At 30.9% G+C, this 15383-nt stretch carries 16 protein-coding genes; all 16 read left to right on the top strand.

Going from position 1 to position 15383, the window contains the following annotated elements; all coding sequences use genetic code 11:
- Positions 1–254 precede the first annotated feature (254 nt).
- Positions 255–1028: a replication initiator protein A gene (locus ACQRC6_RS05275; protein ID WP_427848041.1), complete on the top strand. Its 774-nt coding sequence runs from the start codon at positions 255–257 to the stop codon at positions 1026–1028.
- Positions 1025–1852, top strand: coding sequence for an ATP-binding protein (locus ACQRC6_RS05270; protein WP_053308430.1), 828 nt, complete (start codon positions 1025–1027; stop codon positions 1850–1852). The genes ACQRC6_RS05275 and ACQRC6_RS05270 overlap by 4 nt, the downstream gene beginning before the upstream one ends.
- Positions 1845–2330, top strand: a complete 486-nt coding sequence (locus ACQRC6_RS05265) for a PcfB family protein (RefSeq protein ID WP_105126758.1) — start codon at positions 1845–1847, stop codon at positions 2328–2330. The genes ACQRC6_RS05270 and ACQRC6_RS05265 overlap by 8 nt, the downstream gene beginning before the upstream one ends.
- Positions 2327–3061, top strand: a complete 735-nt coding sequence (locus ACQRC6_RS05260; RefSeq protein ID WP_427848040.1) for a BRO family protein — start codon at positions 2327–2329, stop codon at positions 3059–3061. Before ACQRC6_RS05265 ends, ACQRC6_RS05260 begins: the two co-directional genes overlap by 4 nt.
- Positions 3054–4844 (top strand): VirD4-like conjugal transfer protein, CD1115 family, encoded by a 1791-nt coding sequence (locus ACQRC6_RS05255; RefSeq protein WP_427848039.1) that lies wholly within the window; start codon positions 3054–3056, stop codon positions 4842–4844. Before ACQRC6_RS05260 ends, ACQRC6_RS05255 begins: the two co-directional genes overlap by 8 nt.
- A 100-nt stretch (positions 4845–4944) precedes the next feature.
- Positions 4945–5439 carry a lincosamide nucleotidyltransferase Lnu(C) gene (gene lnu(C) / locus ACQRC6_RS05250; RefSeq protein WP_075720925.1) on the top strand — a complete coding sequence of 165 codons (495 nt, stop codon included), beginning with the start codon at positions 4945–4947 and terminating at the stop codon, positions 5437–5439.
- A gap of 220 nt (positions 5440–5659) precedes the next feature.
- A complete protein-coding gene (locus ACQRC6_RS05245) occupies positions 5660–5971 on the top strand; it encodes a hypothetical protein (protein WP_023078930.1) in 312 nt (103 codons plus the stop codon).
- 1 nt (position 5972) lies between these two features.
- Positions 5973–6188 (top strand): Maff2 family mobile element protein, encoded by a 216-nt coding sequence (locus tag ACQRC6_RS05240; protein ID WP_012797151.1) that lies wholly within the window; start codon positions 5973–5975, stop codon positions 6186–6188.
- Between the two features lie 10 nt (positions 6189–6198).
- Positions 6199–7062, top strand: coding sequence for a VirB6/TrbL-like conjugal transfer protein, CD1112 family (locus tag ACQRC6_RS05235; RefSeq protein ID WP_101710877.1), 864 nt, complete (start codon positions 6199–6201; stop codon positions 7060–7062).
- 9 nt (positions 7063–7071) lie between these two features.
- The gene (locus ACQRC6_RS05230) at positions 7072–7362 is read left to right on the top strand and encodes a hypothetical protein (protein WP_000914148.1); all 291 of its coding nucleotides are present in this window, start codon (positions 7072–7074) and stop codon (positions 7360–7362) included.
- Position 7363: 1 nt separating this feature from the next.
- Positions 7364–7774 (top strand): PrgI family protein, encoded by a 411-nt coding sequence (locus ACQRC6_RS05225; protein WP_004827263.1) that lies wholly within the window; start codon positions 7364–7366, stop codon positions 7772–7774.
- Positions 7665–10088 carry a VirB4-like conjugal transfer ATPase, CD1110 family gene (locus ACQRC6_RS05220; RefSeq protein WP_013315073.1) on the top strand — a complete coding sequence of 808 codons (2424 nt, stop codon included), beginning with the start codon at positions 7665–7667 and terminating at the stop codon, positions 10086–10088. Before ACQRC6_RS05225 ends, ACQRC6_RS05220 begins: the two co-directional genes overlap by 110 nt.
- A 7-nt stretch (positions 10089–10095) precedes the next feature.
- Complete coding sequence (locus ACQRC6_RS05215; protein ID WP_427848038.1) at positions 10096–12675, top strand: CD1108 family mobile element protein; 2580 nt, start codon at positions 10096–10098, stop codon at positions 12673–12675.
- A gap of 14 nt (positions 12676–12689) precedes the next feature.
- Positions 12690–12929 (top strand): hypothetical protein, encoded by a 240-nt coding sequence (locus tag ACQRC6_RS05210; RefSeq protein ID WP_155962986.1) that lies wholly within the window; start codon positions 12690–12692, stop codon positions 12927–12929.
- Entirely contained in the window at positions 12916–14499 is a 1584-nt protein-coding gene (locus ACQRC6_RS05205) for a stalk domain-containing protein (protein ID WP_427848037.1), read from the top strand. Before ACQRC6_RS05210 ends, ACQRC6_RS05205 begins: the two co-directional genes overlap by 14 nt.
- A gap of 14 nt (positions 14500–14513) precedes the next feature.
- Positions 14514–15377, top strand: a complete 864-nt coding sequence (locus tag ACQRC6_RS05200) for a CD1107 family mobile element protein (protein WP_427848036.1) — start codon at positions 14514–14516, stop codon at positions 15375–15377.
- The last annotated feature ends 6 nt before the right edge of the window (positions 15378–15383 follow it).

The following is a 15383-nucleotide window of genomic DNA, read 5'->3' as shown; positions in this document are numbered from 1 at the left end:
ATAGCGTTGATACAAAAGATGTAAATATAGAAATCCTGCATTTTAAGCAGTTTTATAAGCATTTTGTCTTCGATAAAGATGAAGAAGGATACGTCAAAAAGACCCAAAAAAACTACATGGACGTAAGAGTAGTTTTACAACTGGTATGAGGAGACACAAAGAAAAATATAATAAGATAAAACCCATTTTATACTTTCTACAAGAGTAGCTTAAATAAGGCTGCTCTTTTTTTAATTCAAAGAAAGGAGGTAGTAATGAATTTTGATTATTTTTATAATAGGCAATCTGAGATGTATAACTTCATTAGGTTACCTATGGTATTAATGGAAGATGAAATTTTTGAGAGTATTTCTATTGAATCTAAAGTTTTGTATTCATATATGCTTAATCGAATGGGTCTTTCATATAAAAATGGGTGGATAGATGAAGATGGAAAAGTTTTTATTTATTACACAATTGAAAGTATAAAAGAGCAATTTAATTGTGCAAGTGAAAAAGCAAATAAATTAATAGCTGAGCTTGATATTAAATCAGGGATAGGACTGATTGAAAAGAAAAGACAAGGACTTGGAAAGCCTAACAGAATTTATGTTAAAGACTTTATGAGCATATTTAATAATATGGAATTAAAAAATCAAGAAGTTCGAAAAACAAAATTCCAGAAGTTCGATAATCGAAATTCAAGAGATTCGAATATCGAAAGTCAAGATTTTCGAAAATCGGAAGGTAACTATAACAATATTAGTAATAATGAGTTAAGAAATAATGATTTTAGTAAAGGGCAAAAACCTTATGGAATATATAAAAATATATTTTTGACTGATGAAGAATATAAGGACTTAACAAATGAGTTAGGAAGTAGAATTAATGAATACATTGATAGATTATCGTCATATATGAAAGCAAATAACAGAGAATATCAAGACCACAAGGCAACGATAATTAATTGGTATCTTAATGATCAGGCAAAAAGCATTAATGACAAATCAACAAGAAAAATGAATTATGATATAGGAGAGAGTTTATGACAAGCTTAAAAAATTTTGTATTAAGAGAAAATGATATTGAAAGAAATGGACATATTTATTGTAAGGTATGTGGTAAAAGAGTCGATGGAGAATTACTTGACCTTGGATTTACAAAGTTTATTCCCAGAATTAAATGTGAATGTGAAATAAAAAGAGATGAGGAAAATGAAGAAAGAGAAAGACTGATGAAAATATCGTTATTGAAAAGAGATTGCTTCTCATCGCCACTCCAACATCAATATACTTTTGAGAAATACTTAAATGAAAAAGGTCAAGCCTATAAGGTTGCTTACAACTATGCCAAAAGCTTTGAACAAATGAAGAAAGACAATGTTGGACTTTTATTTTATGGAGATGTTGGCAGTGGAAAGACTTATCTTGCTTGTTCAATTGCAAATGAATTAATTGAAAGAGAGCAAGTTAAAGTTAAGATTATGAATTTATCTCAGGTTATAAACCAAATACAAAAATCAGCATTTAAGCTAGATTCAAATGAAATTATCAATAACCTCTCTAATATTCCGTTGTTAATATTAGACGACCTTGGAATTGAAAGGGATACATCTTATGCAAGAGAACAAGTATATAACATTATAAACTCAAGATACTTAAAGGGTAGGCCGACAATTTTTACTACAAACTTATCATTGGAAATTATTCAAAATCCAAACATTGACCTTGAGTATCAGAGGATATATTCAAGGATACTTGAAATGACAATACCAGTTAAAGTTACGGGAGAAGATTTTAGAAGAAAAATCCAACAAGAGAAGTTAAGAAAATACAAAGAGTTACTTTTATATGGAGGTGGAATAGATGATTAATGAAGAAGTATCCAGGTCAAGTCTTAATCTTGAAGTAAGACTTGCAAAAGCAACAAGTAAAGCAATTCTTGATGCCTTAAAGAAAGTACACAAGCAAATAGAAGAACAAGGAGGTTTGAAAAATGTAATAAAAAATAACGGAGAAGAGGTAAAACTAAAAGATATGGTTAAAAAGGGACAGTTAGAAGAAATTAATCTAAAAGATCCTGAGTTAAAAGAACTAAAGAAAATTTTAAATAAACACGGAGTGAAGTTTTCTGTTATGAAAGATAAGGAAACTGGTAACCACTCTGTGTTTTTTCAATCTAAGGATATAAAGGTAATGGAACATGCCTTTAAAAAAGCAGTTAAGGTTTCTGAAAGAAAGACCGATAGAAAAGATTCAATAACGAAGACTATAAATAAGTTTAAAGATATGGCGAAGGATACCATTAGTAAAGATAAAGTTAAAAATAAACATAAGGAGCAAAGCTTATGATAAGTAATTTAAAAACATTTGAAAATAAGAATTTTGGGAAACTCACTGTTATAGAAAAAGACGGTGAGTTTTTCTTTATAGCAAATGAAGTAGCAACTATGTTGGGATATGTTAATCCAAGAAAAGCTGCTTATGACCATGTAGATGAAGAAGATAAGGGTGTAACGAAATGGAACACCCCTGGAGGAATACAGAATATTTCAATAATTAACGAATCAGGATTGTATTCACTTATCCTCTCATCAAAACTACCACAAGCAAAAATATTCAAAGCTTGGGTAACTAGAGAAGTCTTACCGAGCATTAGAAAAAATGGAGGATATATAGTAGGGCAAGAAAAGAAAACTAACGAAGAGCTACTTGCAGATGCAATTCTTGTAGCCAATAGAATTATTGCCGAAAGAGAAGAAGAAATTGAACTATTAAGACCAAAGGCAGATTATTATGATAAATTAGTAGATTATAACCTACTTACAAACTTTAGAAATACTGCCAAAGAGTTAGGAATACCACAAAACCAGTTTATAAGTTTTTTAATGGATAAAGGATTAATTTATAGGGATAAGAAAAAGAAACTCTTACCATATGCAGATAAGAACAAAGGATATTTTGAAGTAAAGGAATGGGTTGATCCACTAGGTACACTTGTAGGAATACAAACATTTATAACACCAAAGGGAAGACACTACCTACTAATTTTATTAGATAGTGAAGGTTTCTACGATGAATAAGATATTGGAAGCTGTTCTTTCTGATATTAAAAACTTAATTAAAATAGACAACCCAAAGAAATTTATATTATCAAACATTCCCTATTTATCATTTTGTTACATTGGAAATATTTTTTCTAAGCACATCAATTCTTATGTAGGAGGAGATATTATTGATAGAATAATGGTGGGAATTTCTGATATAGGAACTTTATCTTATATACCAAGCCTTAATCCAAGGGACTTGTTAGTAGGTATTTCAGTTGCTGGTCTTGTTAAGCTAATTGTTTATAGCAAAGGTAAAAATAAAAAGAAATATAGGCAAGGCAAGGAATATGGATCTGCAAGATGGGGAGAAAGCAAGGATATTGCTCCATACATTGACCCTAAGTTTGAAAATAATGTTCTTATAACTAATACTGAAAGACTTACAATGAATTCAAGACCTAAAAATCCTAAATATGCTAGAAATAAAAATGTATTAGTAATAGGAGGTTCTGGATCAGGTAAGACAAGATTTTATGTAAAGCCAAATCTAATGCAAATGCACTCTTCTTATGTAGTAACAGACCCTAAAGGCACACTTGTGCTAGAGTGTGGAAAAATGCTTTATGAAAATGGATATGACATAAAGATATTAAACACAATAAACTTCAAAAAGTCCATGAAATACAATCCCTTTGCTTATTTGAGAAGTGAAAAAGATATTTTAAAACTTGTCCAAACAATTATAGCCAACACCAAGGGAGATGGAGAAAAGGCAGGAGAAGATTTCTGGGTAAAGGCTGAAAAGTTATATTACACTGCTCTTATTGGGTATATTTATTATGAAGCACCTGAAGAAGAAAAGAACTTTAAGACACTTTTGGATATGATTGACGCAAGTGAGGTTAGAGAAGATGACGAAACCTATATGAACCCAATTGATAGGCTCTTTGAAGCACTTGAAAAGAAAGAACCAAGTCATTTTGCAGTTAAGCAATATAAGAAATATAAGCTGGCAGCAGGAAAAACTGCTAAGTCAATTCTAATATCTTGTGGAGCAAGACTTGCACCTTTTGATATAAGAGAGCTTAGAGAACTAATGAGTGAAGATGAATTAGAACTCGATAAAATTGGAGATAGAAAAACTGCTTTATTCGTAATAATATCAGATACAGATGATACCTTTAACTTTGTAGTCTCAATAATGTATTCTCAATTATTTAATCTACTATGTGATAAGGCAGATGATGTGTATGGTGGAAGACTTCCAGTTCATGTAAGGTGTCTACTTGATGAGTTTGCAAATATAGGCTTAATTCCTAAATTTGAAAAATTGATTGCAACAATTCGTTCGAGAGAAATATCAGCAAGTATAATACTGCAAGCACAATCTCAATTAAAAGCAATCTATAAAGACCATGCAGATACAATAGTTGGAAACTGCGACTCTACACTCTTTTTAGGGGGAAAAGAAAAAACAACAGTAAAAGAATTATCAGAAACCTTAGGAAAAGAAACCATAGACCTATATAACACATCAGAAACAAGGTCAAATCAAAAATCTTTTGGTCTAAATTACCAAAAAACTGGTAAGGAACTTATGAGTCAAGATGAAATAACTGTAATGGACGGTGGTAAGTGCATATACCAACTAAGAGGAGTAAGACCTTTCTTATCTGATAAATTTGATATTACAAAACATAAGAATTACAAGTTATTGGAAGATTATGATGGGAGAAATGGTTTTGATATTGAAAAGTATATTACACGAAAGGGTAAAGCTAAGATAAATGGTAATACAGTGATAACAAGATTGTAATAATTACTGTAAGAGTTTACATGGGCGAGGGGCTATTTTAAAATAGTAGACTATGTGATATAATAGAATTAGATAAATTAGAAATTGTGGAGATGATAAGATGGTCAATATTACAGATGTAAAACAGATTCTTCAACTCGCGATAGATGCCGAGATTAAAGTCTTTCTTGATGGTGGCTGGGGGGTAGATGCGTTGCTTGGACATCAGTCAAGAGTCCATAACGATATTGATATTTTTGTAGAAAAGAAAGATTATCAGAACTTTATAGAGATAATGAAAGCTAATGACTTTTATGAGATTAAGATGGAATATACAACATTGAACCATACTGTATGGAAAGATGCGAAAAACAGGATTGTTGATTTGCATTGTTTTGAATATACGGGCGAAGGTGAAATTCTTTATGAGGGGGATAACTTTCCGGTAGAAACTTTTTCTGGTAAAGGAAAAATTGAGGAGATAGAGGTTTCTTGTATTGAACCATATAGTCAAGTAATGTTCCATTTGGGATATGAATTTGATGAAAATGATGTACATGATGTGAAGCTATTGTGTGAGACATTTCATATCGAAATTCCAAATGAGTATAGATAACTGTAAATTCCAGTTTGTCGAGCCAAATAATTAAATAGGAACGCAAGAGATGATAGATAATTAAACTCTATCGTCTTTTTTTATACTCAAAATTAGGAGGTAAAAATGGTAAGGATAAGAAGCCCCACTTAAATAATTTAATATATTAGACATTTAGCGATTGAAATATAAATTCAGTCGCTTTTTTAATTGGAATTTATAGATTAAGGAGAAGAAATTAATGGATAGAGAAATGATAAATATAAATGCAAATTTAGTTAAGGAAGCTGAATTTTCAGAATTTGAAAAAGATGGAGAAAGTGTTCAAGTAGCAAATTTTGCTCTTGTTAAAAAATATGGAAAGGGCAAAGAATATACAAATTGCTCATTATATGGAGAAAAGGTAGAAATTGCAAAAGAATTTGAAAAAGGAGATCTAATCCATGTCTTTGGATATTTCAAAGAAAACAAAAAAGGAGATAAGGTCTACAAGAACTTTATAGTTAAATCACTAAATAAAATAGAAAATAAGAAAGAAAACGAGGAGGAATAATATGGAATTTTTTACAGCTGGAGTTGGAGTTTTAAAGACACTTGTAACTGCAATTGGTGCAGGTTTAGGAGCATGGGGAGTTATTAACTTAATGGAAGGTTACGGTAATGATAACCCTGGTGCTAAATCTCAAGGTATTAAGCAGCTTATGGCTGGTGGAGGAATTGTACTAATCGGTATTAAATTAATTCCACTACTTGCAAATGTTTTAAATTAGGAGAAAGTCTATGTTTGGTATCTTTGACAAGCTAACTGAATTTTTTAAGGATATGCTACTCGGAGGTATCAAAGCAAATCTTGAGTCCATGTTCTTAGATATAAATGACAAGGTAGGAGTTATTGCAACTGATGTTGGGAAAACACCAATGGGTTGGAATGGAGAAGTATATAACTTCATAAAAAACATTAATGATAATGTGATTGTTCCAATAGCAGGTCTTATCATAACAGCAGTTTTATGTATTGAACTCATAAATATGGTCATGCAAAAGAATAATATGCACGATACAGATACTTTTGAGTTTTTTAAATACATTATAAAGATGTTTATAGCAGTCTACCTTGCAAGCCATGCCTTTGAATTTTCAATGGCAGTCTTTGATGTGGCACAAAATCTTGTAAACAAAGCGGCAGGGGTAATCACTACTTCTGCCACTGTTTCAGGAGATCAGATAGTTGCAATGGTTGATGCATTAAAAGAAAAAGAAATAGGTGAGCTTTTAATGATACTAGTTGAAACAAGCCTTGTAAGGATTGCAATTCAAGGAATATCACTAGTAATAACATTAATAGTATATGGGCGTATGTTTGAAATATATGTCTACTCATCAGTATCGTCCATACCATTTGCGACTATGGGAAATAAAGAATGGGGTCAGATTGGAACAAATTATATCAAGGGACTTTTTGCCTTGGGACTACAAGGTTTGTTTTTGATGGTATGTTTAGGTATCTACACCGTTTTAATAAGAACGGTACAGGTTACAGATATTCACGCAAGCTTGTTTAGTATATTAGGATATGCTCTACTACTTGGACTTATGATGTTTAAGAGTGGAACAGTTGCAAAAAGTATTATGAATACGCACTAGGAGGAATAAATGTTAAAAAAGAAAAATTGTGCTTTATTGGGACTTGGAATTTTATTGGGAGGAACTTATGAAATCTTAAAAGAGAAAAAAAGAAATGAAGAGATTAGAAACTTAAAGAGGAGAATAAATAGACTCGGAAGATGTCACAATGAATTTGTTATTTATCAAGGAGAATACAATGACAGAAATGAAGAAAAACAAGAAGAATTAGAAGAAAGAATTAGCTACCTAGAAGAGGAAACAACATCTAATTATGACCATATACTTGAACTTTCCAAAGAAGAAGTAGAGGGAGATTAAAATGGCGTATGTACCAATACCAAAAGATTTGGACAAGATTAAAACAAAGGTTGCCTTTAACTTAACTAAAAGACAACTTATAGGCTTTTCGGTGGCAGGACTAATTGGCATACCAACCTATTTATTTATGAAGAAATATCTACCTAATGATGTTTCAATTATTGTAATGCTAATAGTAACCCTGCCAATCTTTTTTATAACCTTATATGAAAAAGACACCTTAACTTTTGAAAAATATTTTAAATTTTTCTATCTTCATAAGTTTTATCAACCAACTAAGAGAATAAGAAAGGAGGCATACCTTGAAGCAAAGAAAAAAGCAAATCAGCGACTTAAATCTAAGGGAAAAACAATTAAAAAAAGACCGAAAGGAAGTAAGAAGGCTAAAAACAAAGAAAGATCCAACAAATAGTCTTCTTAGTGTACTTTTAAAGAAAGAGAAAAAGAGATTTACAGTTGAGGATACTATTCCATATATAAGAATGTTACCAGAGGGCATTTGCCAGTTAGATGAAAAAAACTATTCAAAGACAATTTCATTTCAAGATATAAATTACCAGTTGGCATTGGAAGAAGATAGAGATTTAATCTTTAACCAATTTGCCAATTTTTTAAATTCTTTTGATCCAAGTGTCCACATTGAACTTTCATATGTAAATCAATTAGGAAGAAATAAAGACCTACAAGATGCAATTAAAATTGCTGATAAAGGAGACTTCTATGACGATGTAAGAAAAGAGTTTAGGGAGATGTTAAAGCTTCAACTTGCAAAGGGGAATAACGGACTTAAAAAGATGAAGTATATAACCTTTACAACAGAAGCCGATAATCTAGAGCAAGCAAGAGCAAAGTTAAATAGACTTGAAGTAGATATTTTATCTAACTTTAAATCTATGGGAGTAAGAGCAGAAAGCCTTGATGGCGAAGAAAGACTAAGACTTGTTCACGATATGTTAAATCCAGACAAGAACTTTGATTTTTCATATAAAGATTTGAAGAAGAAAGAGTCTACAAAATCACATATAACTCCCAATATCTTTAATTTTGCACCAGCAAATAATTTTAAATTTGGGAAATTCATTGGAGCAGTAAGCCATTTTCAAATACTTGCAAGTGAGTTATCAGACAGAATGTTATCTGAGTTTTTAGATATTGATGACAATATTTATGTAGCTTTTCATATAGATGTAGTTGAACAAGCAGAAGCTATTAAACTCATTAAAAGAAAAAACACAGACCTAGACAGAATGAAAATTGAAGAACAAAAGAAAGCAGTTCGTGCTGGATATGATATGGATATTATCCCTTCAGATATAAATACTTTTGGGGCTGATGTTAAGTCCATGTTATCTGACTTACAAAATAGAGATGAAAGGCTCTTTGTAGTTACCATAGTAATGATGAATTTTGCTAGGACTAATCAAAAATTAGAAAACACTATTGCTCAAATTTCATCAATTGCAAATAGACATAATTGTCAGGTAAAAAGATTATCTCATCAACAAGAACAAGGACTTGTTTCTGTCTTACCTTTAGGAGTTAATCAAGTCGAGATAAAAAGATTTTTAACTTCATCATCAACGGCAGTATTTATGCCTTTTACAACAGAAGAGCTATTTATTGATTCGGCAAATTCTTTGTACTATGGCTTAAATGCCCTTAGCCAAAACTTGATTATGGCAGATAGGAAGAAACTAAAGAACCCTAACGGATTAATATTAGGAACACCAGGTTCTGGTAAATCTTTCTCGGCAAAGAGAGAGATGGCAAATGCAATTCTTGTAACAGACGATGATGTAATTATTTGTGATCCTGAGGGCGAGTATTCAAACCTTGTAAAACAATTTAATGGAGAAGTTATTAAAGTTTCAGCAAAGTCAAAGGACTATCTAAATCCACTAGATATAAATATGAACTATGGAGATGGGGACGCACCTTTAAAAGATAAGGCAAACTTTATAATGTCCATGCTTGAACTTGTAGTAGGAGGATCTGGTCTTACTGCTGCAGAAAAATCTGTTATAGATAGGTGCTTACCAAAGATATATCAAAAGTATTTTGAAGACCCAAAACCAGAAAATATGCCTATATTAGGAGATTTATACGATATGCTCCTATCTCAAGAAGAGGGAGTTGGTAGGAAGCTCGCAACAGAAATGGAAATTTATGTTAAAGGAAGTCTTAATGTCTTTAATAATAGGTCAAATGTTGACCTAAATAGGCAACTGCTCTGCTTTGATATAAAAGAGCTAGGAACACAACTTAAAAAAATAGGTATGCTTGTAATTCAAGACCAGGTTTGGAACAAGGTTTCCCTAAATAGAGGAAGCAAGTCTACAAGATACTATATAGATGAGTTCCACCTTTTATTAAAAGACCCACAAACTGCTTCATATTCAGTAGAAATCTGGAAAAGATTTAGAAAATGGGGAGGTATTCCAACAGGTATAACTCAAAACGTAAAAGACCTTTTAACAAGTCAGGAAATTGAAAATATCTTTGATAATACAGATTTTGTTCTAATGCTAAATCAAGCATCTGGAGATAGAGATATTCTTGCTAAGAAATTAAAAATATCGCCTTATCAGTTAAACTACATTACTAATTCAAATGCAGGTGAGGGACTATTATTCTTTGGAAATACTATTGTTCCATTTATAGATAAATTCCCTAAAGATACCATGCTATATAAGCTAATGACAACAAAACCAGAAGAAGCTAAGTAGGTGTGATATGGATAAAAAGCTAAAAAAAGATTTTCAAAAGAAAATTATACGAAATAGGGACGCTCCTGAAAAGAATGTAGATAGTAAACTTGTTCATTCAGATGATTATACCAATAAGATTATTAAGACTAAGGATAGGTTCGGAGATAAAATTTCAGAAAAAGAATCTAAACTTATTCATGAGAATGTATTAGCTAAAGAGCAAAAACAAGATAAATTAAAAGATTTTCAGAAGTCTAAAAACAAGGAAAGAATCAGAAAAGAAGTTTTAGAAAATAAGGATAAGGCTGGAGAAACAAAACAAGCTAATCTTGAAATAAGGACAGATGAAAGCTTTAAACTTGATGAAGACTTAGATGTAGACTTTAAAAAGGTGAATTTTGATAGTGAAAACAGTAGAAATATTAATTCTAATAAATTAACAACAGATGATATTTCAGCTAAGGCTCAACCAATAAGCAATAAGAAGACATCAAGTAAAAGACAAGTTCTCAAAAATTATGAGGATAAACTTATTCATAGTAAGGATAAATTCCAAGATAAAATTAACGAGAAAGAGTCTAAGCGAATCCAGACAAGTGAAGATAAACCTATTGAAGCAAAGAAAAGCAAGAGAGTGTATAGAAAAGATAAGCTTGTTAAAGATGAAGTAAGTAAGAGCGAAAGTAATACTAATATCGATAAAAAGCAAAAGCAGAAGCTTTATCAAGAAAAGAAGTTTAGAGATAAGGAAAAATTTTCTAAAGAAATAGATAAAGAAAATAAGCTAAGCAAAGTTGATACAGATCAAACATTTGATAATCCTGATCTTAATGACAATAATCTTGAATTTATAAAAGATGAAAAGGAAACAAGCCTTAAACCTTCAGAACAAAAGAAAGTTAATAAAAAGAAGACTTACTATAAGAGAAAAAATTATGAAAGTGATAAATTTACTCGAAAGAAAATCGATGACTTAAAAAATGAATCTAAGAAAGTTACAACGAAAGATTCTAAGAAGGCACAAGATGTTAAAGACTTTATCTCAGATAAAAAGATTGGAGAATTTGAAAAGTCTAAAAGCAAGTTAAAGGATAATATTTTAAAGAATAAAACTAAAGGAAGTCTATCTTCTGGGGTTTTATTATCTGGAGCTAAGTCTTCAGAGTTAGTGAGAGATTATTTAAGTTCAGGGTCTGATAATACTGGTGTAGAATCTGGAGAAAAGGCCGCTAATGTAAGCTCTAAGCTCCAGCATGGAATAAGGAGGTATAAGTTAGACAAAAAGAAAAAATCCTTAAAAAAGCTATCTAAACTTGATAAAAAAATAAGAAAGAGAAAAAGCAAGTTGGAGTTTAAAAGTGGCTTAGAAGATTTAAAAAAGTCAGACGCCTATATAAAGAAAAATAGATTTAATAAGTTTTACCAAAGAAAGCAAATGAAGAGCATGATAGCTAAAAAGCACGAAACAAGACTGGTAGATAGAGTTAAAAAAGCTATTTTAAGTTTAGGTAAGGCTTCTAAAGAGCTAATCGTAAGAAAAAGTAAGATGGTTTTATTTCTAGTAATAGGGCTAGGTCTTATGATATCAATCATGATTGGTGGAGGAAGTGTTGGTATGAGTGGACTAAGTAACTCAGTAAACTCAGTAATGACAACAACATACCTATCACAAGACATAGTTCTAAGTGAAGTTAATCAAGAATTTTCATCAATGGAATATGACCTACAATCACAAATCGAAAGTGTAAAAACAAGTCATCCTGGATATGACGAATATATCATAAACAAAGAAGGAGAAATTGGTCATAATACCCATGAACTTTTATCCTATATAACTTCAAGATGCGGAGAAGTAAAATCAGCATCTGAAGTAAAAGGAATTTTAAAAGAACTTTTCGATAAGATGTATAAGCTTGATTTTAAGGAAGAAATTGAAATTAGAACAAGAACAGTAGCAAGAACTAGATATGATAGTCGTGGCAATCCTTATACTAGCTATGAAAAAGAAGAGTACGAATATAAAAAGTTAATTGTCACTTTAAAGAAAAAAGAAATGGATGAAGTTGTTAGGGAAATATTTAAAGATTATCCAGACAATGTAGTTCATTATGAAGCTCTTCTTGAAGCTAAGGGGAATATGGGTGATGTTTTTGGATCAGGTAATGGGGACTTAGGAGAAATAGTAGATAATCCAAACTTTGGAAATCCTGGTCTTGCTTTTGATTCAGCTACTGCCAAAGCCTTATTTAATGAAGCAGAAAAACATATAGGTAAAAGATATGTGTTTGGAGCAAGTGGACCATCTAACTTTGACTGTTCAGGTTTTGTATGTTGGTCATTTACAAAGTCTGGTGTAAAGAGAATGCCAAGAACAACTGCATGGAGAATATACAAAGACTATTGTAATCCAGTAAGTCCAAGTGAAGCTCAACCTGGAGATATTATATTTTTCCACTCAACATATAACAGTGGAACTCCAATATCTCATGTAGGAATATACGCAGGTAACGGAATGATGATTCACGCAGGAGATCCAATTCAATACACATCAATAAATTCAAAATATTGGAAATCACACTTTTATGGTTTTGGAAGACCAAGATAGAAGGGAGATATTATGTGAACAGAAAACTTATAAGTATTAGAAACAAAAAGAAAAAAATAGAAGAGAAGTTAAAAGATTTAAATGCAAAATACAAGGAAATTTGTGATGAAGAAATACAAGTTGAAAATGAAGAAATAATTGTAACTATTAGGAGAAACAATATTAGCTTGGAAGAATTAGTGGAGAAAATCAATGATAGAAAAAGAGAAGAAAAATTAAAAGAAAAGGAGAACATTCATAATGAAGAAATTTAATACGAACAGACTAAGAGCCTTTTTTATGGCTCTTTTATTAGTTTTAACATCAACTTCAACTACTAATGTACTAGCTAAAGCTGATGATACAGATGGTAGTAAAAAAGTGATAGAAAGTTCAATAAGTAATATTAATGATTTAGAAAATCAAATCAAAGACTTAAATGATAAGAAACAAGAAGATCAATCAAAGATAGATGAGTTAAAGGAAAAGTTAGATTCTTGCAAAGATAACGGAGAAAAACTAAAACAAGAAAAAGATAAGCTTGAAGAAGAAATTAGAGATAAAGACAATAAGATTGCTCAATTGAATAAAGAAATTGAGGATCTTAAAAACTCCAATAATGATGAACTAATAGCAGAAATTACTCAGCTTAAAGATGAATTAAAAAGATTACAAGATGAAAATGCAAAACTAAAAGAAGATTATTCATCTATAAAATGGGAGTTAGAAGCTGAGAAAGAAAAGGCTGATAAAAATGAAAATCAAATCAAAGAAATGCAAGAAAAGCTCGAGTCTTTAGAAGGAGAACTTGCAAAGAAGACTAAAGAAATCGAGGATAAAGACAATAGAATTAAGGACTTAGAAAAAGCTCTTGATGAAAAAGATGCTAAGATAAAAGACCTTGAGTCTAAAAAGAAAGAGACAGAAAATTCTAAGTCAGAATGCTTTAAGAAAATTGAAGAGCTTCAAAAGGCTATTGATAGCTTAAAAGAATCTTCTGAAAATACAAATAAGGAATTAGAAGATAAGATTAAAGAACTAGAAGAAAAACAAAAAGCTTCTGAAGAAGAAATTAAAAAGCTAAAAGAAGAGTTGGATAAGAAAATTGAAGAAGCAAAGAAGTTAATCGAGGAAGCAAATAAAAAAGCTAAAGAAGAACTTGAAAAACAAGCTAAAGATGAAAAAGATAAAAATCTAAACCAAGACTTATCTAAGAAATTAGATGAACTACTAAAACTCCAAAAAGAAAACAAAGAGAAGAAAGAAGATAAGAAATCTCAAGATAAGAAGTGGGACGAACTTTTGAAAGCTGATGATAAGAACATCCTAAATCAATTTGATCTTAACAAGATGAAAAAGCAAGAGGAACAACATGACAAAAAACAAGTTAAAGATGAAAAAGAATTTGCAGTTTTTCAAGTAGACAAAAACTTCTATAACATTATCAATAAAGATGGTAAGACAACAGTCTATATGGATGTAAAAACTTATGTAGATCAAGGAAGAACTATGATTCCAGTAAGATATATCGCTTATACTCTAGGTTTTAATGTTGAGTATGACAACTCTACTCGAGAAGCTATTTTCTCAAATAAAGAGAATAATATCCTAGCTAAAAAGACATTAAGACTAAATATTGATACTGGTGTTATGAAAGATTCAGATGGAAAGGTCTACAATTCAGATGTTAAGCCAGTGATTATAAATGGAAGAATTCATGCTTCAATTTCAAATATTGCTAAAGCTTTTGGAGCAAGTCATGGCGATATTAAAGATGGCAAAAACCAAACAATAGAATGGGACAATGCTAGAAAAGCAGTCTATGTATTTAAAAATGTAAAATAAGAAAGGATAGAAAAATGAATAAGAGCATTAAACGAGGAGTAGCCATAGCGTTACTCCTTTTTACATTTACAGTACCAGCAACTACATTTGCAATGACAAATGAAGGACAGATAGAAAGTCAAAACGAATCAATCTATGAACCACAAAAAGAAGAATTTGAAAAAATGTTGAAAGATGATGTTTTTACACCATCAAAAGAAGAAATTCCTTATCAAGATGTTCCAAGAATACCAGGAAATACAAGTGAAGCAAATAAGCCTTCAAATAATCCTCCAAAGAAAACACCACTTTTAAAAGGTGGTAATACAAAGGCAGTAAATAATCTTGCGACACAAGAAAATAAGGCAAGAGGTTCAGTAATTGAAAATGTAGATAGGAATGGAAAAGATATTACACCAAGTGGAGATACAGAAAAAGATAAAGAAAATCCAGTAGATGTAAGACAATTTTTAACATTTCAAACTAAAAGTGGAAAAACTATGCACCTAATAGTGGATTACTCATCAAATCAAGATAATGTAAGATTATTAACAGAAGTAGGAGAGCAAGACCTACTTAATATGATTGAATCAGAAGATAAAAATACTATAAAGGTTGAAGAGCCTAAGAAAGAAGAAGTAAAAAAAGAAGAGCCTACGGTTGTTCCAGTAAAAGAAGAAAAGAAAAGCGGGATAGGTTCATTTCTAATTGTTGCACTTGTAATTGGAGGAGTTATAGGAGCAGGATATTATTTTAAAGTAGTCAAAGCAAAAGAAGATAGAATGTTGGAAGACTTTGAAGAAGATGATGAGGATTATATTAGTGAGTCAGAAGATGAATCTGACAATGATGAAAGTCATGAAGAATCAACAGAAGATGAAGATGATGAACTATTATAATAATTT

The organism is Peptoniphilus sp. SGI.035, from assembly GCF_050315115.1.
Classification (GTDB): Bacteria; Bacillota; Clostridia; order Tissierellales; family Peptoniphilaceae; genus Peptoniphilus_A.
This window is presented reverse-complemented; position numbering and strand designations above follow the sequence as displayed.